Source organism: Nocardioides nematodiphilus, from assembly GCF_020216525.1.
GTDB classification, from domain to species: Bacteria; Actinomycetota; Actinomycetes; order Propionibacteriales; family Nocardioidaceae; genus Nocardioides; species Nocardioides nematodiphilus.
Genome location: NZ_JAIWOY010000002.1, coordinates 429,256 through 449,647, shown reverse-complemented (window position 1 = coordinate 449,647; position 20,392 = coordinate 429,256). Strand labels below are relative to the sequence as shown.

The following is a 20,392-nucleotide window of genomic DNA, read 5'->3' as shown; positions in this document are numbered from 1 at the left end:
AGCGTGCCGAGCAATCAAGTGATCCGGGTCGCCCAAGCCGACGATGACGTCGCCGCGCAGTCGTTGCGCGCCGGCATCCAGCAGCTCCAGACCGAGCTCCAGGTGACACCCGAGTTCCCGCCGGAGGTGGAGGCGGCCGCCGCGGCCGCAGCCGCCTCGCCGCGGCTGCCGGACCTGGACCGTACGGACCTGCCCTTCATCACCATCGACCCGCCGAGCTCGATGGACCTCGACCAGGCGATGCACCTGGTCCGCAACGACAAGACCGGCGGCTACACGGTCCACTACGCGATCGCGGACCTCGCGGCCTTCATCACCGCGGGCGACCCGATCGACGTCGAGGCGCACAAGCGCGGCGAGTCGCTGTACGGCGCCGACTCCAAGATCCCGCTGCACCCCAAGGTCCTCTCCGAGGGCGCCGCCAGCCTGCTGCCCGACCAGGTCCGCCCGGCGCTGCTGTGGACGATCGAGCTCGACGCCCACGGCGAGGGGACCTCGACGCACGTCGAGCGCGCCCGGGTGAGGTCGACGGCCAAGCTCGACTACGCGGGCGTGCAGGCCGACCTCGATGCCGGGACGGCCTCCGAGACCATCCAGCTGCTCAAGGAGATCGGGCTCAAGCGGCAGGCGCTCGAGGTCGAGCGCGGCGGGGTCAACCTGACCCTGCCCGACCAGGAGATCGAGGTGACCGGCGACCAGTGGCGCCTGGCCTACCGCAAGCAGCTCCCGGTCGAGGAGTGGAACGCCCAGATCTCCCTCCTCACCGGCTTCGGCGCCGCGGCGCTGATGGTCTACGCCCGCGTCGGCGTCCTGCGTACGCTCCCGCCGGCTGACCCGCGCGACGTCCAGCACCTGCACCGGACCGCCCGGGCACTGGGCATCGAGTGGCCGGCCGAGATGCTCTACCCGGAGTTCATCCGCACGCTCGACGTCGCCAAGCCGCAGCACGCCGCGATGATGGTGGCGTGCACCCGGCTGCTGCGCGGCAGCGGCTACGCGACCTTCGACGGCGAGCTGCCGGAGCTGACCGAGCACGCCGCACTCGCCTCGGAGTACGCGCACGTCACCGCCCCGCTGCGTCGCCTCGTCGACCGCTACGCCGGCGAGATCTGCGTCGCGCTCTGCGCCGACGAGCCGGTCCCCGGGTGGGTGCACGACGCGCTCGCCACGCTGCCCGACGAGATGCGCGCCAGCGCGCGCCGCTCCTCGGCGTACGAGCGCGGTGTCGTCGACCTCGTCGAGGCCGGCGTGCTCGCGCCGCGGGTGGGGGAGAGCTTCCAGGGCGTGATCGTCGAGGTGGACGAGAAGACCGGCAAGCGCGGCAGCGTCACGATCCAGGACCCGGCCGTCGAGGCGGGCGTCTCCAGCGACGGCCCGCTGCCGCTGGGCACCGACGTCACCGTGACCCTGGAGACCGCCGACATCGCGACCCGCACAGTGGCTTTCACGCTGGCGCCCGGGCGCACGTAAAATCCGGCCAATGAAGCGCCTCGCCCTCGTCCTCGTTGCTGCGTTCGGGGCGCTCCTCCTGCTCGCCGGTCCCGTTGCCGCGCCGGCGTCGGCGCACGCGGTCCTCGAGTCGAGCGACCCCGGCGCGGACACGGTCGTCTCGACCCTGCCGGGTGCGGTGTCGCTCACCTTCAGCGAGTCGGTCTCGCTCGTGCCCGGCTCCCTGCGCGTCTACGGACCCGACGGCGCGCGGATCGACCGCGGCGACGTCGACCACCCGGGCGGCCACGGCGACCGGATCGGCGTCTCGATCGGCGACGGCGATGATGCGGGTCAGGGCACCTTCCTGGTCGCGTGGCGGGTGATCAGCGCCGATTCGCACCCCGTGTCCGGCGCGTTCGCCTTCTCCGTGGGCCACGCCAGCCGGGCGCCGGTCGCGCCGTCCGTGCACAGCTCGCGCCCGCTCGGGATCGCGCTCGGCGTCGCCCGCTGGACCGGGTACCTCGGCTCCGCGCTCCTGATCGGCATCCTGATCGTGATCGGCTGGTGCTGGCGCGCGGGTTGGTCCTCCACCCGCGCCCGCCGGCTGATGGTCGCGGGCGGGGTGCTGCTCGCCGTCGGGTCGGTGGCGAGCCTGCTGCTCAAGGGCCCGTACGACGCCGCGCTCGGACTCGGCGCGACGTTCCGTGGCGAGCTGATCCGCGAGGTCGTCGGCACCACGTACGGCCGCGCGACGATCGCCCGGATCGTGCTGGCGCTGGTCGGCCTGGTGCTGGTGTGGCGCCGCGTCCGCTCGCTGCGCGTCGCCGGCGCCCTCGCGGCTGCCGTCGGCGTGAGCTTCGCCCTCGCCGGGCACGCCGCCGCGGGCGATGCCCGCGTCGTCGCCTCACTCAACGACACCGTCCACGTCGTCGCCGCCAGCACCTGGCTCGGCGGTCTCGTCGTGCTGGCCGTGGCGGTACTCCCGCAGCGTGACTCCGACGCCTCGCGCCTGGCCGTCTCCCGCTTCTCCGGTCTGGCGCTGGCCCTGGTCCTCGCGCTCGTCTGCACCGGGCTCTACCAGGCGATCCGCCAGGTCGGCAGCCTCGGCGCGCTGACCGGGACGACGTACGGCCGCGAGCTGCTGGTGAAGATCGCCATCGTGCTGGTCGTGTTGGCCCTGGCGCAGCTCTCGCGCCGTCGCCTGGCTGCCGGCGACACCCCGCTGCGGGCCGTCGTCGCGGCCGAGGCCGCGCTCGTCCTGGCGATCCTCGGCGTCACCGCGAGCCTGGTCGCGACCGAGCCGGCGAAGACGGCCTACCGCCCGACGATCTCGGCCAGCCTCACCGTGCTCGGCCAGACCGTCGACGTCACGGCGGTGCCGACCGGCAGCCGCGCCGTCGACCTGCACGTCTACGTCCTCGACGCCTCGGGCCAGCCGGCGGAGCCGGAGGAGCTCACCGCGAGCATCGGGCTGCCGGACAAGCAGATCGAGGCGCTTCCCGTACCGCTGACGCTCGCCGACCCCGGCCACTGGCGAGCGCCGGTGTCGGTACCGGTCGCGGGCGACTGGCGCCTGGCCATCACGGTCCGCACGACCGAGATCGACGAGGCGAGCGGCTACGCCACGCTCACGATCCGCTGATCACTCGTGCTCGCGCAGGCGCGCGAGCATCCGGTTGTACGCATCGAGGGCCTCGTCGCTGTCCGCGTCCGTGATGCCCTCGGAGCCCTCGCCGGCGTGCTCCATCAGCGTCGAGCGGCGCACGCCCTCGAGCCAGGAGCCGGTCATCCGTGCCCGCTTCGCAGGCGTCGTGATCACGGTGATCATCAGGCCCATCGCGAGGATCATCATGAGGCCGTCGCCGGCCGCCCACATCAGCGCGCCGGCGGTGTTGACGTCGCGCAGACCGTCGGGTGCCCAGTCGGGGTGCATCGCGACCATCCGCGGGAAGGGCTGATGGTTGGTCTGCAGCAGCACGATGCCGACGATCGTGTCGGGCACCATGCCGACCACGAACACCCCGAGACGCGAGAGATACGACGGGCTCGGCCGGGTCGGCTCCTCGCCGAGCAGCGGCAGCAGGAACAGGTAGCCCGCTGCCACGTACAGGACGAGCTCGGCGGTCATCGCCCACTCGTGCTCGGCCATGAAGTCCATGAAGCCGGTCAGGTGGGTGCCGATGATGGTCACCGAGTAGACGAGCAGGCCGACGGCGGGGTGGCTGAGCACGGTCACCGGCCACGAGTGCAGCGCCCGCTGCACGCGCTCGCGCGCGGGACCCTCGAAGGCCTCGAGCAGGACGGTCAGCGGGTGGCCGAGCACCAGCAGCGCCGGCACGACCATGATCATCATCAGGTGGAGCACCATGTGCATCCAGAAGACCGACATCGCGTAGGCACCGATCGCGGAGGCGACCGAGACGTACATCAGCACGACGCCGGTGATCCAGGAGACGACCCGCCACGGTCGTACGGTCGAGTCGCCGCGCCTCACCGCCCGCCGGTGGCCGAGCAGGTAGAGGCTCAGGAGCAGGATCGAGGCCTCCAGCCAGCCGGCCTCCAGACGCCAGGTGGTGAAGAAGGTGGACCAGGTCAGCGGGTCGAGCTCCGCGCCCATCCAGGGCATGCCGCTCATCAGCCCTGCTTGCGGCGCAGCGCGGCGACGGCGAAGGCCCCCACCGAGACGGCCAGAGCGATCGAGGCCAGGATCAGCGGCGTGTGGTCGGGTGCGGGCTGTGCCGCCGTCGGCACGGGCTTGCTCGGGCCGGCCTCGTCGGTGGCCCGGTCGGCCGCCGTGATCGTGAGGACGGGAGCGGGGTGCTCGGGCTCCGTCTGGCCGGCCGCCGGGACGTCGATCCAGCGCACCACCGAGCCGTCGCTGTAGGTCTGCAGGGCCTTGAAGGTCAGCGTCCCGGAGTCGGGCAGGGGGCCGACGGAGACGTCGAACTCGTCGAACTCGCCCGGCCGGATCTCGTACGCCTTGGTGATCGGGGTCCAGGTGATCTGCTCGACGGTGTCGTTCGTCCGGCTGATCGAGTAGCTCCAGCCCGGGTGCGGCTTGACCGTGACCGACTGGAAGCCCGCGTCGGCGGGGAAGTACACCTGCACCTTCGTCGTCGAGGCCGTCTCGGACTCGGTCGGCACCCGGAAGGTGAGCTTCGACCACGAGCCTCCGGTCGCCGTGCTCGGGTTGACCGTCACGTGCGCGCTCGCGCCCCCTGCGAGGGCGATGAGTGCGGCGAGGGCGAGGGCGGGTGCGGCGAGGAGGTGCTTCATCACGTTCTTTCGTACGGGCTGGGCTCAGGCGCCGGTGGCGACCGGACGGTCCTGGTTGCTCCACTGCGACCAGGAGCCGGGGTAGAGGGCGGCGTCGATGCCGGCGATCGCCAGCGCGGCGACCTCGTGGGCCGCGGTGACGCCGGAGCCGCAGTAGGCGGCGACCGGGGCCTCGGGGGAGACGCCGAGGGCGGCGAAGCGGGCGCGGAGGTCGTCGGCGCTCTTGAAGCGGCCGTCCTCGGCGAGGTTGCCGCCGGTCGGCGCGTTGACGGCACCGGGGATGTGCCCGGCCTTCGGGTCGATCGGCTCGGTCTCGCCGCGGTAGCGCTCGGGTGCGCGCGCGTCGAGCAGGACGCCGTCGGCGGCCCAGGCGCCGGCGCCGTCGGCGTCGAGCGTCGGCATGCTGCCGGGCGTGACGGTGAAGGTGCCGGGTGCGGGCGTCACGTCGTCGGTCTCCAGCGGCCGGCCGGCGGCGATCCACGCGGGCAGCGCGCCGTCGAGGATGCGTACGTCCTGCGCGCCCGCCCAGCGCAGCAGCCACCAGGCGCGCGCGGCGGCCAGGTTGCCCTCGCCGTCGTAGACGACCACCGTGTCACCGGCCGAGACGCCCCACGTCCGTACGGCGTCCTGGAACGCCTCCGGCGTGGGCAGGGGGTGCCGGCCCTGGGCGGGATCCGTGGGGTGCGAGGCGAGGTCGTGGTCGAGGTCGACGAAGACGGCGCCGGGCACGTGGCCTGCGAGGTAGTCGGCGCGGCCGTCGTACGGCGGTCCGCCCGCGGCCGTGAGCCGCCAGCGGACGTCGAGGACCACCGGCGGGTTCGGCGACTCCAGGGCGGCGGCCAGCTCGGTCGTCGTGATCAGCACGCTCACGTGCTTGAGCGTAATTGCCGATCCCCAGCGGCGACGAATGGGTACCACCCGGGGTATGAGAGTGCCGAGCTCGACCCTCGACGGGGTCTCGACCGACAAGAAGCAACCCCGGGCGGCGTGGGGCAGGCGGGGATTCCTCGGCCTGATGCTCGTCTTCGTCCTGCTCGCGCTGTTCGGCTTCCTGGGGATGCGCCAGCACACGGTCTCCGCGACGGGTGGCGGCTACCGGCTGGAGCTGCGCTACGCCTCGATCGCGCGGGCCGGGCAGGACGTGCCCTGGGAGCTGACCATCACCCGCGACGGCGGCTTCGACGGTCCCGTCACGATCGAGACCACGTCGGCGTACTTCGACATCTTCGAGTCCCAGGGCATCACGCCGGAGCCGTCGAAGGAGACCGCCGGTGGGACGTGGGATCGGATGACCTTCGACCCGCCCGACGGCGACACCCTGGTCATCGGGCTCGACATCTACGTCCAGCCCGCCAGCCAGCAGGGGAGGTCCGGCACCGCCCGGGTGCTGGGCCCCGACGGCACCCCGGTGGCGAGCGTCGACTTCCGTACGAGGCTGCTGCCGTGAGCCGGGCCGTGACGACAAGAGGAGTGCGCTGATGGAGATCGTGCTGCGTGCGCTGGTGGTGTTCTGCTTCCTGTGGCTGGTCACCCGCGCGATCGGACGCTCGACGCTGGGGGAGCTCTCGACCTTCCAGCTGCTGGTCTACGTGACGATGGGAGACCTCATCCAGCAGGCCGTCACCCAGCAGGACTACTCGGTCACCGCGGGCCTGCTGGCCGTGTCGACCTTCGCGCTGATGACGGTGGCGATCGGCTGGGTGCAGTGGCGCTTCCCGCGGGTACGCCCAGTCACGGCGGGTCGCCCGGTGATCGTGTGGCGCGACGGGCATCCGATCGAGGATGTGCTGCGCGACGAGCGCATCGACGTCGCCGACATCCTGGTCTCCGCGCGCGAGCAGGGCATCCGTTGGACGCGCGAGATCGAGTACGCGGTCCTCGAGGACGACGGCAAGATCGCGTTCTTCACCTACGACAAGCAGCAGGAGGGCGCCACCGACACGTCGCCCCAGACCTAGGGACCGATCGTGGTGGCCCTCACCTCGAGAACGTGTTTCGTTCGGGATAGTCGGGCCCTGCTTCGGGTAACGCCCAGGCATGACGCAAGCACAGAGCAACGGATACAGCGACGAGCAGCTCGAGGCGATCCAGGCCGTGGTCGACCGGGTCACGTCCTGGCAGGACGGCGCCACCGAGGGCACGGTCGTCGAGGAGCTGCGTCGCGGCCTCGACGAGGTCGGCGTCCAGGTCGGGGACTCCGACGTCGCCCGGCTGGCCGACGCCATCGAGGCGCGTCACGGAGCCATCTCGGCCGCCCAGATCCTCGGCGGCTGAGGCGAAGGAGAGGGAGAGCGATATGTCAGGGAAGTTGAACCTGCTGATCGGGATCGGCGTCGGGTACGTCCTCGGGACGCGCGCCGGGCGCGAGCGGTACGAGCAGCTGAAGGCCAAGGCGCAGACGGTGTGGCAGGACCCTCGCACGCAGGAGAAGGTCCATCAGGCCCGCGACGTCGCGGCGGAGAAGGCCGGCGAGGCGGCGCAGAGCCTCAAGGAGACCGCGCAGGAGAAGATCCGCCACTCCGGCAGCGAGGGCTGAGGCGATCAGCGACACTGGGCCCATGGAGCTTCCCACGAGCCTGGTCGCCGCAGGTCCGAGCGCCCGCGAGATCGCCGACGACGTACGCGCCGGGCGGCTGAGCGCCCGGGCGGCCGTCGAGCGGTCGCTGGCGCGGATCGCCGAGGTGCAGCCGCAGCTCAACGCGTTCTCGCTGGTGCTCGCGGAGTCGGCACTCGCGGCGGCGGACGCGGTCGACACGCTGCCTGCGGCCGAGCGTGGTCCGCTGGCCGGTGTCCCGGTCGCGATCAAGTCCGAGGAGGACATCGCCGGGGTCGTGACCACCTTCGGTGGCCGCGGGAACTCGACGCCCGCCTCCGCCGACTCCGAGGTCGTGCGGCGACTGCGCGCCGCGGGCGCGATCATCGTCGCGACGACCACGATGCCGGAGTTCGGGCAGTTCCCGTTCACCGAGTCCGTCGCGCACGGCGTCACCCGCAACCCGTACGACCTGTCGCGGAGCACCGGCGGCAGCAGTGGTGGCTCCGCGGCGGCGGTGGCCTCGGGCTGCGTGCCGGTCGCGATCGGCGGCGACGGCGGCGGCTCGATCCGGATCCCGGCCTCGGCCTGTGGGCTGATCGGGCTCAAGCCGGCGCGCGGCCGGGCGAGCATGGCGCCCCACCCGTCGTTGTGGGGCACGCTCGGCACCGCCGGGCCGCTCACCCGTACGGTCGCGGACAGCGCACTCGTCTGGGACGTCATCAACGGCGTGGTCGAGATTGACCGCTGGCGCGCGGCGCCGCCCGCGCGCCCGTATGCCGAGGCGGCCGCGGACACCGCGCCGCGCCGGATCGGGTGGCTCACGAAGCCGGCGCTCGGTCCGGTCAGGGTCGACCCGCAGGTCGCGGCGGCGGTCGAGCGGATGGCCGGTCGGCTGGCCGCCGCCGGCCACGACGTCGTCGCGCTCGACGGCCGCTGGCCCGACGTGCAGGCGTCGTTCGTACCGCAGTTCTTCGCCTCCCTGCGCGAGTGCGTCGGTCTGGTCGAGCACCCCGAGCGGCTCGAGCTGCGCAGCCGTCACACCGCTCAGCTCGGCATCTGGGCGCAGGGACCCCTGTTGCGCAAGGCCGTCGAGCTCGGCGAGCGGATGCGGGAGAGCTTCCAGGAGCGGTTCGGCGCGTACGACGCCGTGCTCTCGCCGACCCTCGCCTGCCTCCCGCCGGCCCTCGGCCAGCTCGATGGTGCCGGCTCGATCCGTGCCCTGCTGCGCAGCCTGCCGATGATCGCCTTCACCACCGTGGCCAACACCACCGGCCTGCCCGCCCTCTCGATCCCGGCCGGCCAGTCGCGCGAGGGCCTCCCCATCGGCGTCCAGCTCTCGGCCCTCAGCGACGACGAGGGCCCGCTCCTCGGCATCGCCACGTCGCTGGGGCTCTGAGCCCGGCAAAGGGTCACCGTGACACTTGCGAACTTTCACGGTGACCCTTTGGGCCGCGGGTGATGGTTTGAAGGGTCACGGTCGCCGCAATGGGTCACGGTGACCCTTTGGAAGGCGCCCGGGGTCGGGCGAGCGGCCGTTCGCTGAGACTCCGGCGGTCCCGGGGCCGAAACACGTCTGAAGCGCCCACTTTTCGAAAGCGTGACAAGAAGACCGTTGACACGGGATTAGTAAGTACGCTGAACTAACAAACGTGAGCCAGGTCACCACGCGCCGCCGAGCCCTTCGCCCCAGTGGCAAGCTGCTGCAGGAGGACGCCCGCCGTCATCACCGCGCCCTCATCCTCCAGCAGCTCTTCGGCGAGGGCCCGGCGAGCCGCGCGGACTTGGCCCGCAGCACGGGTCTGACCCGGGTGACGGTCTCCGACCTGATCGCCGAGCTGATCGAGGACGAGCTCCTCGCCGAGCTCGGCGCACCGGCCGAGACCCGGGTCGGCAAGCCGCCGACGCTGGTCGGGCTGCGGGAGGACGCTACCCACATCGTCACCCTCGACCTCAGCGTCGACGACCGCCTCACGGGTGCGGTCGTCACGCTGGGGGGCACCGTCACCCATCGCGACGAGCAGGAGCTGGCCGGCGCCAAGGGCGAGGCGGCCGTGGCGCTGCTGCACACCCTGACCCGCCGCCTCGTCGAGGCCACCGGCGCCCGTGTCCTCGGCATCGGCGTCGGCAGTCCCGGCATCGTCGACGACGCCGGCACGGTGGTCGACGCCCCCAACCTCGGCTGGAGCGACGTCCCGCTCGCCGCCGGACTGCACGCCGCGTTCGAGGTCCCGGTCTACGTCGCCAACGACGCCAACACCGCCGTGCTCGGGGAGCACACCTTCGGCGAGTCCGGCGAGGGCGGCCTGATGCTGCTCCGCGTCGGCACCGGTGTCGGCGCCGGCCTCGTCCTCGAGGGCGCGCTGCTCCACGGCCACCACGGCGCGGCCGGCGAGATCGGCCACGTGGTGGTCGACCCGGCCGGGGAGCAGTGCGCATGCGGCCGTACGGGCTGCTTGGAGACCGTCGTCGCGGTGCCCCACCTGCGGCGCCGCGTGGAGGCGAGCAACGAGCCCGCCAAGGAGCTCACCGCCGTCGGCGAGCAGCTCGGCGCGGTCCTCGCGCCGGTCGTCGGCACCCTCAACCTGCACGAGCTGGTCCTCACCGGGCCCGCGGAGCTCCTCGACGGTCCGCTGCTCACTGCGGTCGACACCGTCATCCGGCAGCGCACCATGCCGGTCACCGGCGAGCGACTCGTCGTCCGCACCAGCAGGCTCGGCGACGACGTCGTCCTGCTCGGCGGGGCCGTCCTGGTCCTCGCCGGCGAGCTGGGGGTCTCATGACCGCCCCGGCACCCCGAACCTCCCGAGGCGACCGCCCCGGGTCCGACGCGGGCACCCCGCGCAACACCCCTAGGAGAAACCTTGCGTAAGACGCGCAATCTCGTGGCCGGTGCCCTCGGCATCGCGACCGCCATCGCCCTCACCGCCTGCGGCAGCAGCGACAACAGCGGTACGAACGCCTCGGCGGACTCGACGCCCGACGGCGCAGGCAAGACCATCACGGTCTGGAACATGCAGGGTGACCTCACCGACGACACCATGAAGGCGATCAACGACGAGTTCACCAAGGAGACCGGGGCCCAGGTGAAGGTCGAGACCCAGGAATGGGCCGACATCGCCACCAAGGTCACCACCGCGCTCGCCACCGACACCCCTCCCGACGTTGTCGAGCTCGGAAACACCGACGTGCCCCTCTTCGCCGCCAGCGGTGGCCTCGCCGACCTGACCGACAGCAAGGACGCCCTCCAGCAGGGCGGCACCTGGCTCGACGGCCTCGCCGGCCCGGCGACCATCGACGGCAACCTCTACGGCGTCCCGGCCTTCGCCGCGACCCGCGCGGTCATCTACAACAAGAAGATGTGGAGCGAGGCCGGCATCACGGCGGCCCCGACCACGTACGAGGAGCTCACCAAGGACCTGGACAAGGTCAAGGCGAAGTTCGGCGGGCAGAAGGACTTCGCGCCGTTCTACCTCCCCGGCAAGTACTGGTACGACGGTCTGCAGTGGGTCTGGGACGCCGGCGGCGACGTGGCCGCCAAGGACGGCGACAGCTGGAAGGGCACGATGTCGGACAGCAAGGCCCAGCAGGGCCTCGCGGACTTCAAGGCGTTCCAGAACGCGTACTCCACCAAGGCCTCGGCCTCGATCAACACCACCGGTACGGGCCAGCCCGACCAGGACAAGGACATCTTCGCCGCCGGCAAGACCTCCGCGGTCATCGGCAACGCGTGGGAGATCGGTGTGATCGAGCAGGACAACCCGAAGCTGAAGGACGCCGACCTCGGCACCTTCCCGTTCCCGGGCAAGTCCGGCAGCACCCAGCCGGTGATGCTGGCGGGCTCCGACTGGGGCATCGCCGCCAAGAGCAAGAACCAGGACCTGGCGACGACCTGGGTGAAGATCGCGGCCAGCCAGGCCATCCAGAGCGGTCCGGTCGTGGCGCAGGGCTGGATCCCGGTGACCACCGAGATGATCGACGCCGCCAAGGGCTCGGCCGACGCACTCCACCAGGCGTACTTCGTCGCGGCCGGCAACTCGAAGTCCACCCCGGCCACCGCCGGCTGGGCCACGATCGAGGGTGACAAGGCCGTCGAGCAGTTCTTCGCCGACATCGCGACGGGGGCCAAGAGCCCGGCCGATGCCGCCAAGGGCTTCGACGACCACCTCGACTCGGTCCTGAACGATCAGGGCTGAGCGGGCGAGATCCCCGAGAAGCACTGACACGATTCCGCTATGAGCTCACCAGCTGCGACCTCCGTCGCCGCCGGCGAGCCCGTGGCCGCCGCGGAGACCCCGCGGCGGCCACGGAAGCGGCGAGGCCCCGGAGCCGTCACACGCCCCGGTCTGACCCCGCTGCTGTTGCTCTCGCCGGCCGGCTTGGTCATCACCGCCCTGACCATCGTCCCCATCGGCTACCTGATCTACCTGTCCTTCACCAACGCCGGGCAGAAGATGCTGTTCACCGGCACCTACGACATCGTCGGGCTGCGCCAGTACCGCGACATCCTGCACGACCGCGAGTTCTGGCGATCCTTCGTCCGGACGATCCTCTTCACCGCGGCCATGGTCGCCGGCAGCGTCGTGGTCGGCATGGGCGTGGCCCAGCTCCTCGGCAAGATCGGCACCGGCTTCCGCTACGCCGTCACCGTCGTCCTCATCTTCGCCTGGGCGATGCCCAACGTGGCCTCCTCGATGGTCTGGGGCTGGCTCTTCCAGCCGGGCTACGGCGTCGCCAACTGGCTGCTCACCCAGACCCATCTCTTCGGCGACGTCACCGCCACCAACTGGGCCAACAGCCCCCGGCTGGCGTACGCCTGCATCTGGATGCTGATCGTGTGGCAGGCGGTGCCGTTCATCGCGCTGACCCTCAACGCCGCCCAGACCCAGGTCGATCCGGCCTACTACGAGGCGGCTCGCCTCGACGGCGCCAGCGAATGGCGGGTCTACTGGACGATCACGCTGCACTTCCTGCGCCCGACACTGCTCCTCATCACGATCCTGTCGGTGATCTGGGACTTCAACGTCTTCAACCAGATCTGGCTGATCTCCAACGGCGGTCCCAACGGGGCCACCTCCACCCTGGGCATCTACGCCTACCGCAATGCCTTCGTCAGCTTCCACTTCGGCGTCGGGGCCGCGATCTCGGTCGTCACCACGCTGCTGCTCCTGGTCCTGACCGCCTTCTACATCCGCAGCCTGATCAAGGCAGGGGAGGACCTGTGAATCACCCCATGCGAATGCTCGCTTCGCTCCGCTTCGAACAGGGACCCCGATGAGCGCCCACACCGCCACCACGCCCGTACGGCGTCGCTCCCGCGTCAAGCTGACCCGCGGGCGCGTCGTCGCCAACACCCTGGCCGTGCTCTTCTGCGTGGTCTGGATCTTCCCGGTCTACTGGATGGTCAACACGGCCTTCAAGCCGCCGGCCGACGTCACCACCGCGACCCCCCAGTTCCTGCCGCTGCACGCGACGATCACCAACTTCCACGCCGCGATGACGCAGTCGCACTTCTTCCGCAGCCTGGGCAACAGCCTGATCGTCGTGGGCGGGACGCTGCTCATCTCGATCGCGCTGGGCATCTTCGCCGCCGCGGCGTTGACCCGGTTCCGGTTCCGCGCCCGCCGGCTGATCCTGGTCGTGATCCTGGTGGTGCAGATGCTGCCGAGCGCGGCGCTGCTGATCCCGCTCTTCCTCACCTTCAACAAGATGCATCTGCTCGACCACTACTTCGGGCTGGTGCTCGCCTACGTCGCCGCGGTGCTGCCGTTCTCGATCTGGGTGATGCGAGGCTTCTTCCTCGCCATCCCGCGCGAGCTCGAGGAGGCCGCGATGGTCGACGGCGCCAGCACCCGCCAGATCCTCTTCCGCGTGCTCTTCCCGCTGGTGGCGCCGGGTGTGATCGCGACGAGCATCTTCGCGTTCATCTACGCCTGGAACGACTACCTGCTCGCCTACTCGTTCATGAAGGACCAGGACATGTACACCCTGCCGGTCTGGCTGGCGTCGTTCTCGACCCCGACCACGGGCACCAACTACGGCGGTCTGATGGCCGGCTCGACCCTGTTCGCGCTCCCGGTCGTGCTCTTCTTCCTGCTCATCCAGCGCAACCTGGTCACCGGCATGACGTCGGGGGCGGTGAAGGGATGACCTCGATCGAGACCCTCGCGTTGGGCGTGCTGATGCCGTCCTTCGCGGGTCCGGAGCTCACCGCCGACTACGCGGAGCTGCTGGCCGAGGGACTGGGGGGCGTCTGCCTGTTCGGCTCCAACATCGCGACCGCGAGCATCGCCGACGTCCGTGCTCTCACCGACGCGATCCGCGCCGCCGGCCCGCAGGTCGTGATCACCTCCGACGAGGAGGGTGGCGACGTCACCCGGCTGCACGCGCTGGCCGGCTCACCGGTGCTGGGCGCGGCCGCGCTCGGCGCCGTCGACGACCCGGCTCTGACCCGTGCCGTGGGCGCGCGCGTCGCGGCGGACCTCGCGGCTGCCGGGATCGACCTCGATCTCGGTCCGGTCGCCGACGTCAACTCCAACCCCGACAACCCCGTGATCGGCACGCGCTCCTTCGGCGCCGACGCCCACGCCGCGGGCAAGCACGTCGGCGCGTGGGTCGAGGGACTGCAGACCGGCGGGATCGGGGCCTGTGTGAAGCACTTCCCGGGCCACGGCGACACCGGCGAGGACAGCCATCTGGCGCTGCCGGTGCTCGACGTGTCGCTCGAGGTGATGGCGGCGCGCGAGCTGGTGCCGTTCGAGGCCGCCGTCGCCGCCGGGACCGCGGCCGTGATGACCTCGCACATCGTCGTCCCCGCGCTCGATCCCGAGCTCCCCGGCACGTTGTCGGCACCCGTGCTCGCGCTGCTGCGGGAGCGTCTCGGCTTCGAGGGCGTGATCGTCTCCGACGCGCTCGACATGGCCGGTGCCTCGGCCGCGCGCGGCATCCCGGCCGCCGCCGTGCTCTCGCTGGCAGCCGGCGCCGACTTCCTCTGCGTCGGCCCCGACAAGCCGGCCGCGCTGGTCCGCGAGATCCAGGCGGCCGTGGTGGCCGCCGTCGCCGACGGCCGGCTGAGTCGCGAGCGTCTGGAGGAGTCCGTACGGCGGATCGCCGCCCTCCCGCGCGCGTCGAGCGCCGGGGCGCCCGTCGGGATGCTCGACGTGCCCGCCCAGGTCGATGCCGCCCGGGCTGCGATGACGCTGCAGGGCGACCTGCCCGACCTCGACGGAGCACGCATCGTCAGCATCAGCACGCCCGCGAACGTCGCCGTCGGCGAGGTGCCGTGGGGTCTGCCGCCCGACGCTGTCGTCATGCCGGCCGACGCACTCCCCGACGGGCCGCTCGTCATCCAGGTCCGCGACATGCACCGTCGCCCCGACGTGCTCGCGCTGCTCGCGAGGGTCTCCGACCCGACGCGGGCGGTGGTGGTCGAGTGGGGGTGGCCCGGACCGTACGAGGGGCCGCTGCCGCGGCTGTGCACCCGCGGCTACTCGCTGCCGAGCGCCGCCGCGGTCGAGACCGTGCTGCGCGAGGCCGGGTGGCAGCGATGAGCGGCACGGGATTCTCGATCGGCCTCGACATCGGCGGGAGCAAGGTGCACGGCGTCGCGGTCGACGGCGAGGGCACGATCCTCGCCGAGCGCCGTCTGCCCACCGCGCTCGGGCCGGACGGGGTCGTGCAGACCGCGGCCGACGTGGTCGCGGCGCTCACCTCCTCCGCCGACGTCCCCGCGGGCGTCCCCGGCGCCGGGCCCGCGTGGGTCGGCGTCGGCATCCCCGGTCTGGTCGACCCCGACCGCGGCGCGGTCAAGCACGCCGTCAACCTGGGTCTGGACGGCGAGTGGTTCGACCTCGGCGAGCTGCTCGCCCAACGGCTCGGCACGGCGGTCCTGGTCGAGAACGACGTCAACGTCGCCACCCTCGGGGCCCATCTCGTCGCCGGGGCCGACGACGTCGCGTACGTCTCGCTCGGCACCGGCCTCGCCGCGGGGTTGGTCCTCAACGGCGTGCTGCGTCGAGGTGCGCACGGCGCCGCCGGTGAGATCGGCCACCTGCCGGTCGACCCGAACGGCCCACCCTGCTCCTGCGGCCAGCGCGGCTGCCTCGAGCTGATCGCCTCCGGGCGTGCCCTCGCCGCGGCGTGGCCGACCCAAGACGGGCCGCCGGCCCAGGCGCTCTTCGCCGCGGCGGCGTCGGGCGACGAGCGGGCGATCGCGATCCGCGACCGCTTCGCTGCCGGGGTCGCCGACGCCGTCCGGGTGGTCGCCCTCGCCGCGGACCCCGAGGCCGTCGTGATCGGCGGAGGCGTGGCCAACCTGGGTGCGCCGTTGGGCGAGGCCGTCCGCTCCGCGCTGCGCCGACAGGCCGCGAACTCGCCGTTCCTCGCCTCGCTCGACCTCGCCGGCCGGGTCACCCTCATCCCGGCCGGGACCCCGGTCGCGGCGCTCGGCGCGGCCTCGCTCGGGCGGGGAGCGTGATGAGCGGGACCATGCGGATCACCGGCGGCGTCGACGCCACCGGCGCACCGCTCGAGGTGACGATCGTCGAGGGCCACGTCGTCGACGCAGCTGCCGGCTCGGCGGTCACCGCCGCGGACTCGGTGGATGCTGCCGGGCTGACCGTGCTGCCCGGGCTGATCGACGCCCAGGTCAACGGCGCTGTCGGTCACGACCTCACCGCCGAGCCGGAGAGTCTGTGGGAGGTCGCGACCGGGTTGGCGCGGTTCGGGGTGACGGCCTTCGTGCCGACCGTCATCACCTCGTCACCCGCGGCCCGGTCCCGTGCGCTCGAGGTGCTCGCCGCCGGCCCGCCTGACGGCTGGTGCGGCGCGGTCCCGCTCGGGCTGCACTTCGAGGGGCCGATGATCGCGGCGGCCCGCAAGGGAGCGCACCCGCATCAGTGGCTCGTACCGCCGTCGCTCGAGGTGATCGAGGGCTGGTCGCGGGAGGCCGGCGTCCTGATGGTCACGCTGGCCCCCGAGCTGCCCGGCGCGCTCGACGTCATCCGCGCGCTGGTCGCCGGCGGCGTCGTGGTCAGCATCGGGCACACCGAGGCGAGCACCGCCCAGGTCGAGGCCGCCGTCGCGGCCGGGGCCCGGATGATGACGCACCTCGGCAACGCGATGCCGCCGCTGCTCGCCCGCGAGCCCGGCCCGGTCGGCCACGCGCTGGGCGGAGACGTGCTCACCGCCGGCGTCATCGCCGACGGACACCACCTCGATCCGCTCATGCTGCGGACCGCCTGGCGGACGCTGTCCCGCGACGGCCGGTTCCTCGCCGTCACCGACACGACCGCTGCCCTCGGCGTCCCCGACGGGGCCGGACGCCTGGGCGATCAGGAGGTCGTGATCAGCGCCGGCACCGTCACGCTCGCCGACGGCACCCTGGCCGGCTCCGCGGCGAGCCTGCCGCAGTGCCTGCGCGTGATCCGCGAGGCCACCGGGGCCAGCCTCGCCGAGGCGGTGGCCACCTGCACGACCGTACCTGCCGGGCTGCTGGGCGAGGCGGACCGCGGCCATCTGCGGCCCGGCGCCCGCGGCGACCTCACCCTGGTCGACGCGGACCTGACCGTGGTCGCCACCGTCGTCGGCGGTCGACTGGTCTACGAGAAGGAGTCCTGATGGAGCTCGTCCCGCTCGCCTCGGCCGAGGAGATCGCCTCCCTCGTCGCCGACATCGTCGAGCTCGCCGTCACGCGCGACCCCGGGACCGTCCTCGGCCTCGCCACCGGATCGACCCCCCTGCCCACGTACCAGGAGCTCATCCGGCGCCACCGTGCCGGCAGCGGACCGTCATGGGACGGCGTCACCACCTTCAACCTCGATGAGTACGTCGGGCTGCCGCCTGGTCACGAGCAGAGCTACCTCGCGACCATCCGCCGCGAGCTGACCGACGACCTCGGCATCGAACCCGCACGGGTGCACGGACCCGACGCCGCCGAGGCGGGGCTGCCGACGGCGGGGGAGCGGTACGAGGCGGCGATCGAGGCCGCCGGCGGCGTCGACCTGCAGATCCTCGGCATCGGCACCAACGGGCATCTCGCCTTCAACGAGCAGGGCTCCTCGCTGGGGTCGCCGACCCGGATCAAGACCCTCACGGCCCAGACCCGGCTGGACAACGCCCGCTTCTTCGGCTCGCCCGACGAGGTCCCGCGGCACGTGCTGACTCAGGGGATCGGCACCATCCTGCGCGCCCGCCACCTCGTCCTGATCGCCACCGGGGCGGGCAAGGCCGAGGCGGTCGCGGCCGCGGTGGAGGGGCCGGTCTCCGCGTCCTGCCCGGCCTCGATGCTGCAGCTGCACCCGCACGCCACGGTGCTGGTCGACGAGGCGGCTGCCAGCCGCCTCGAGCGGCTGAGCTACTACGCGGAGGTCTACGCCGCCAAGCCCGGGTGGCAGGCGCACTGAGGGGCTCACGGGTCGAAAGGACCAAAGACCTCGCCGGTCCCGGGCCGTCGGTCCACACCCCGGCGGTACCGTGAACGCGTGAGCGAGCGTACGCGGATCCGGGTCTATCTCCTCGACGACCACGAGCTGATCCGGCGCGGGATCAAGGACCTGCTCGAGGAGAGCGGCGAGATCGTCGTGGTGGGCGAGTCGGGGCTGGCCCAGGAGGCGGCGGCGCAGATCCCCGCGCTCAAGCCCGACGTCGCGATCCTGGACGGTCGCCTCCCCGACGGCTCCGGGATCGACGTCTGCCGCGACGTGCGCTCCGAGGACCCGGAGATCAGGGCGCTGATCCTGACCTCGTACGACGACGATGACGCGCTGTTCTCCGCGATCATGGCCGGCGCGTCGGGCTACGTGCTCAAGCAGGTCCGCAGCAACGACCTGGTCGAGACCGTTCGCCAGGTGCACGCCGGGCACTCGATGCTCGACCCGGTGATCACCGCGAAGGTGCTCGACCGGATCCGCAGCGGTGACTTCGTCGCTGCCGGCGCCGGCGGTGGCGAGCCGGGCCTCGACGTCGAGGCCGCCCACCTCACCCCGCACGAGCAGCGCATCCTCACCCTCATCGGCGAGGGCATGACGAACCGTCAGATCGCCCGCCAGACCAACCTCGCGGAGAAGACGATCAAGAACTACGTCTCCTCGCTCCTCGCGAAGCTCGGTGTCGAGAGCCGCACCCAGGCCGCCATTCTCGTCACCCGCAACACTCGATGACGGCTCGCGACGAGCACCGCTGGCGCCTGCTGCTCGACGCCGTGCTGACGCTCTCGTCGGGTCGCGACCTCGACGAGCTGCTCACCCGCATCGTCGAGGTCTCCCGCGACCTGGCCGGCGCGCAGTACGCCGCCCTCGGCGTGCTCGCCGAGGGCGAGCGCCGGCTGCGGCTCTTCGTCACCGACGGCATCTCGGACGAGGAGGCCGCCCTGATCGGTCCGCGCCCGACCGGTCGCGGCGTCCTCGGCCTGCTGATCGACCACCCCGAGCCCGTCCGGCTGCACGACATCACCGAGCACCCGCAGTCGTACGGCTTCCCGCCCAACCACCCGCCGATGCACTCCTTCCTCGGCGTGCCCGTACGGACCGGCGACCGGATCTTCGGGAACCTCTATCTCGCCGAGAAGATCGGCGGGGGAGACTTCACCGAGGCCGACGAGGAGATCGTCACCGCGCTGGCGGCGGCGGCCGGTGTCGCGGTCGAGAACCGGCTGCTCCAGGAGGAGCGCGAGCGGCTCGCCGTCTTCGAGGACCGCGACCGGATCGGGCGCGACCTGCACGACATCGTCATCCAACGGCTCTTCGCGATCGGGCTGCGCCTCCAGGCCGGGATGAAGTGGACCGACGACCCGCGACTCATCGAGCGGATCGACGAGGCCGTCGACGAGATCGACACCACGATCGGCGACATCCGTCGCACGATCTTCGAGCTCGGCACCCGCCCGCGCAGCGGCGACCTGCAGACCCGCGTCACGCGGCTGGTCGACCGCGCGGCCGGGTCGCTCAAGATCCGTCCGACCCTCGCCTTCAGCGGTCCGATCCGGAGCGCCGTGCCGCCGGAGGTCGCCGAGGACGTCATCGCAGTGCTGCGCGAGGCGCTCTCCAACACCGCCCGCCACGCCCACGCCGGCCGGGTCGCCGTCGAGCTCACTGCGGGCGCGGAGGTGGTCCTGCGCGTACGCGACGACGGCGTCGGCATCGCTGCCGACGCCGTCGAGGGCGGTCTGAGGAACATGCGCGAGCGCGCCGCCGCTCACGGCGGGCGCTGCGCGGTCACGGCGGTGGAGCCGTCCGGCACCCAGATCGAGTGGGCCGTACCCCTGTCGTAGGGGTCAGGCGGCGTGCGTGCCCGTGGCGAGCACCGGCGGCACGATGGTGAGGTCGGGCGATCCGGGGACCGGCGCCGAGACGGGGTGCCACTGCACGTCGGGCATCGGCTGCATCGGCTCGGTGGGGTAGTTGGTCGCGTCGACCAGCCCGGTGCGGTGGCTCAGGTTGAAGCCGACGGCGAGGATGAGCGCGGCGGCGACCATCCACACCGGGCCGATCGAGCCGCCGAGGCCGAGGGTCGTGCCGACGACCACGAGGGCGAAGGTGGCGACACCGAGGATCAGGCCGAGGGACTGCAGCAGGACCATCCGGGTGTACTGGCGGGTCCAGACCTTCTCGCCGGCCTCGACGCGACGGACGGACTGCCACTGGTAGATGTGCTGCGAGACGGCGCCGGTGCGCTCGGCCCCGGGCTTCGCGACCGGGGCGGTGTACGTCGAGCGGAGCTCGTCGCCGAGGATGCCCTTCGCGTCGCCGCTGAAGAGGTGGGGGCGGGCCGCGTACGTCCACATGAAGATCGCCAGAGCGAACGTCCCGCCCGCGACCAGGAGGGCCACCGGCCGCGCCGGGCTCGGCGCCAGGGCGAGCGTGACGACGACGAGTGACAGGGCGAAGAGCCCGGTGACGGTCGAGACCACCTTGAGGATCCGGGCCTCGCCCGCCATCTGGGAGTTCTTGTAGATCATGACCTCAGGCTCCCTCCCCACTCGGGCGAGCACAGGAGGCATCGGTCCCTGGGTCTCAGGGTCCTTCGGCCAGGTCCTCGGTCACTCGCCGCGGGCCGTTTCCCGCTCGAAGGCCGGCGGCGGGTCTCCCTACGTCCCGGGACCTGCGTCACCTCCCGGGGCGTGCGTCGCGTACCCCGTTCCATCACGCCCCATCC

Annotated in this window: 21 protein-coding genes; 17 read left to right on the top strand and 4 right to left on the bottom strand. The window is 72.2% G+C overall.

Translation table 11 applies throughout. From position 1 onward, the window contains the following. Positions 1–3: 3 nt before the first annotated feature. Entirely contained in the window at positions 4–1,470 is a 1,467-nt protein-coding gene (locus KSO98_RS05200) for an RNB domain-containing ribonuclease (protein WP_225283935.1), read from the top strand. Positions 1,471–1,480: 10 nt separating this feature from the next. Continuing rightward, positions 1,481–3,073 carry a copper resistance CopC/CopD family protein gene (locus KSO98_RS05195; RefSeq protein WP_225283934.1) on the top strand — a complete coding sequence of 531 codons (1,593 nt, stop codon included), beginning with the start codon at positions 1,481–1,483 and terminating at the stop codon, positions 3,071–3,073. Here the strand turns inward: KSO98_RS05195 and KSO98_RS05190 are convergent, their stop codons facing one another. From KSO98_RS05190 to KSO98_RS05180, 3 genes are read right to left on the bottom strand one after another with little or no spacing between them, the layout of a single operon-like run. Then, positions 3,074–4,066, bottom strand: coding sequence for a cytochrome c oxidase assembly protein (locus KSO98_RS05190; protein ID WP_225283933.1), 993 nt, complete (start codon positions 4,064–4,066; stop codon positions 3,074–3,076). Next, positions 4,066–4,707: a YcnI family copper-binding membrane protein gene (locus tag KSO98_RS05185; protein ID WP_225283932.1), complete on the bottom strand. Its 642-nt coding sequence runs from the start codon at positions 4,705–4,707 to the stop codon at positions 4,066–4,068. Before KSO98_RS05185 ends, KSO98_RS05190 begins: the two co-directional genes overlap by 1 nt. Positions 4,708–4,731: 24 nt before the next feature. Continuing rightward, a complete protein-coding gene (locus KSO98_RS05180; RefSeq protein WP_225283930.1) occupies positions 4,732–5,577 on the bottom strand; it encodes a sulfurtransferase in 846 nt (281 codons plus the stop codon). A gap of 55 nt (positions 5,578–5,632) precedes the next feature. On the opposite strand from KSO98_RS05180, the gene KSO98_RS05175 reads away from it, so the two are divergent. From KSO98_RS05175 to KSO98_RS05105, 15 genes are all read left to right on the top strand, one after another. Beyond that, positions 5,633–6,154, top strand: a complete 522-nt coding sequence (locus KSO98_RS05175) for a hypothetical protein (protein ID WP_225283928.1) — start codon at positions 5,633–5,635, stop codon at positions 6,152–6,154. Between the two features lie 31 nt (positions 6,155–6,185). Beyond that, positions 6,186–6,665: a DUF421 domain-containing protein gene (locus tag KSO98_RS05170; protein WP_225283925.1), complete on the top strand. Its 480-nt coding sequence runs from the start codon at positions 6,186–6,188 to the stop codon at positions 6,663–6,665. Positions 6,666–6,744: 79 nt separating this feature from the next. Beyond that, complete coding sequence (locus KSO98_RS05165; protein ID WP_225283924.1) at positions 6,745–6,981, top strand: hypothetical protein; 237 nt, start codon at positions 6,745–6,747, stop codon at positions 6,979–6,981. A 22-nt stretch (positions 6,982–7,003) separates the two neighbouring features. Beyond that, positions 7,004–7,243, top strand: a complete 240-nt coding sequence (locus tag KSO98_RS05160; RefSeq protein WP_225283922.1) for a YtxH domain-containing protein — start codon at positions 7,004–7,006, stop codon at positions 7,241–7,243. 22 nt (positions 7,244–7,265) lie between these two features. Then, positions 7,266–8,639 carry an amidase family protein gene (locus tag KSO98_RS05155; RefSeq protein ID WP_225283920.1) on the top strand — a complete coding sequence of 458 codons (1,374 nt, stop codon included), beginning with the start codon at positions 7,266–7,268 and terminating at the stop codon, positions 8,637–8,639. 253 nt (positions 8,640–8,892) lie between these two features. After that, positions 8,893–10,023 carry an ROK family transcriptional regulator gene (locus KSO98_RS05150; RefSeq protein WP_225283919.1) on the top strand — a complete coding sequence of 377 codons (1,131 nt, stop codon included), beginning with the start codon at positions 8,893–8,895 and terminating at the stop codon, positions 10,021–10,023. Between the two features lie 81 nt (positions 10,024–10,104). Continuing rightward, entirely contained in the window at positions 10,105–11,436 is a 1,332-nt protein-coding gene (locus KSO98_RS05145) for an extracellular solute-binding protein (RefSeq protein ID WP_225283918.1), read from the top strand. Positions 11,437–11,475: 39 nt separating this feature from the next. After that, positions 11,476–12,465 (top strand): carbohydrate ABC transporter permease, encoded by a 990-nt coding sequence (locus KSO98_RS05140; RefSeq protein ID WP_225283917.1) that lies wholly within the window; start codon positions 11,476–11,478, stop codon positions 12,463–12,465. 49 nt (positions 12,466–12,514) lie between these two features. Then, on the top strand, positions 12,515–13,390 hold the full coding sequence (locus KSO98_RS05135) for a carbohydrate ABC transporter permease (RefSeq protein ID WP_225283916.1): 876 nt from the start codon (positions 12,515–12,517) through the stop codon (positions 13,388–13,390). Further along, positions 13,387–14,790, top strand: a complete 1,404-nt coding sequence (locus tag KSO98_RS05130) for a glycoside hydrolase family 3 N-terminal domain-containing protein (protein ID WP_225283915.1) — start codon at positions 13,387–13,389, stop codon at positions 14,788–14,790. Before KSO98_RS05135 ends, KSO98_RS05130 begins: the two co-directional genes overlap by 4 nt. Then, positions 14,787–15,716 (top strand): ROK family protein, encoded by a 930-nt coding sequence (locus KSO98_RS05125; RefSeq protein WP_225283914.1) that lies wholly within the window; start codon positions 14,787–14,789, stop codon positions 15,714–15,716. The genes KSO98_RS05130 and KSO98_RS05125 overlap by 4 nt, the downstream gene beginning before the upstream one ends. After that, entirely contained in the window at positions 15,716–16,858 is a 1,143-nt protein-coding gene (nagA, locus tag KSO98_RS05120) for an N-acetylglucosamine-6-phosphate deacetylase (protein ID WP_225283913.1), read from the top strand. The genes KSO98_RS05125 and nagA overlap by 1 nt, the downstream gene beginning before the upstream one ends. Continuing rightward, on the top strand, positions 16,858–17,643 hold the full coding sequence (gene nagB / locus KSO98_RS05115; protein WP_225283912.1) for a glucosamine-6-phosphate deaminase: 786 nt from the start codon (positions 16,858–16,860) through the stop codon (positions 17,641–17,643). The genes nagA and nagB overlap by 1 nt, the downstream gene beginning before the upstream one ends. Positions 17,644–17,721: 78 nt before the next feature. After that, positions 17,722–18,399 (top strand): response regulator, encoded by a 678-nt coding sequence (locus KSO98_RS05110; protein ID WP_225283911.1) that lies wholly within the window; start codon positions 17,722–17,724, stop codon positions 18,397–18,399. After that, the gene (locus KSO98_RS05105) at positions 18,396–19,508 is read left to right on the top strand and encodes a GAF domain-containing sensor histidine kinase (protein ID WP_225283909.1); all 1,113 of its coding nucleotides are present in this window, start codon (positions 18,396–18,398) and stop codon (positions 19,506–19,508) included. Before KSO98_RS05110 ends, KSO98_RS05105 begins: the two co-directional genes overlap by 4 nt. Positions 19,509–19,511: 3 nt before the next feature. Here KSO98_RS05105 and KSO98_RS05100 read toward each other — a convergent pair whose 3' ends face one another. Beyond that, a complete protein-coding gene (locus tag KSO98_RS05100; protein ID WP_225283907.1) occupies positions 19,512–20,195 on the bottom strand; it encodes a hypothetical protein in 684 nt (227 codons plus the stop codon). Positions 20,196–20,392: the final 197 nt, after the last annotated feature.

What these genes read in the sequence shown, in the direction of transcription:
- nagB (WP_225283912.1), top strand. Translation starts at nt 16,858, where the DNA reads ATGGAGCTCGTCCCGCTCGCCTCGGCCGAGGAGATCGCCTCCCTCGTC.
- KSO98_RS05100 (WP_225283907.1), bottom strand. Translation starts at nt 20,195, where the DNA reads ATGATCTACAAGAACTCCCAGATGGCGGGCGAGGCCCGGATCCTCAAG.
- KSO98_RS05185 (WP_225283932.1), bottom strand. Translation starts at nt 4,707, where the DNA reads ATGAAGCACCTCCTCGCCGCACCCGCCCTCGCCCTCGCCGCACTCATC.
- KSO98_RS05195 (WP_225283934.1), top strand. Translation starts at nt 1,481, where the DNA reads ATGAAGCGCCTCGCCCTCGTCCTCGTTGCTGCGTTCGGGGCGCTCCTC.
- KSO98_RS05130 (WP_225283915.1), top strand. Translation starts at nt 13,387, where the DNA reads ATGACCTCGATCGAGACCCTCGCGTTGGGCGTGCTGATGCCGTCCTTC.
- nagA (WP_225283913.1), top strand. Translation starts at nt 15,716, where the DNA reads ATGAGCGGGACCATGCGGATCACCGGCGGCGTCGACGCCACCGGCGCA.
- KSO98_RS05190 (WP_225283933.1), bottom strand. Translation starts at nt 4,066, where the DNA reads ATGAGCGGCATGCCCTGGATGGGCGCGGAGCTCGACCCGCTGACCTGG.
- KSO98_RS05105 (WP_225283909.1), top strand. Translation starts at nt 18,396, where the DNA reads ATGACGGCTCGCGACGAGCACCGCTGGCGCCTGCTGCTCGACGCCGTG.
- KSO98_RS05175 (WP_225283928.1), top strand. Translation starts at nt 5,633, where the DNA reads ATGAGAGTGCCGAGCTCGACCCTCGACGGGGTCTCGACCGACAAGAAG.
- KSO98_RS05160 (WP_225283922.1), top strand. Translation starts at nt 7,004, where the DNA reads ATGTCAGGGAAGTTGAACCTGCTGATCGGGATCGGCGTCGGGTACGTC.
- KSO98_RS05135 (WP_225283916.1), top strand. Translation starts at nt 12,515, where the DNA reads ATGAGCGCCCACACCGCCACCACGCCCGTACGGCGTCGCTCCCGCGTC.
- KSO98_RS05165 (WP_225283924.1), top strand. Translation starts at nt 6,745, where the DNA reads ATGACGCAAGCACAGAGCAACGGATACAGCGACGAGCAGCTCGAGGCG.
- KSO98_RS05125 (WP_225283914.1), top strand. Translation starts at nt 14,787, where the DNA reads ATGAGCGGCACGGGATTCTCGATCGGCCTCGACATCGGCGGGAGCAAG.
- KSO98_RS05170 (WP_225283925.1), top strand. Translation starts at nt 6,186, where the DNA reads ATGGAGATCGTGCTGCGTGCGCTGGTGGTGTTCTGCTTCCTGTGGCTG.
- KSO98_RS05140 (WP_225283917.1), top strand. Translation starts at nt 11,476, where the DNA reads ATGAGCTCACCAGCTGCGACCTCCGTCGCCGCCGGCGAGCCCGTGGCC.
- KSO98_RS05155 (WP_225283920.1), top strand. Translation starts at nt 7,266, where the DNA reads ATGGAGCTTCCCACGAGCCTGGTCGCCGCAGGTCCGAGCGCCCGCGAG.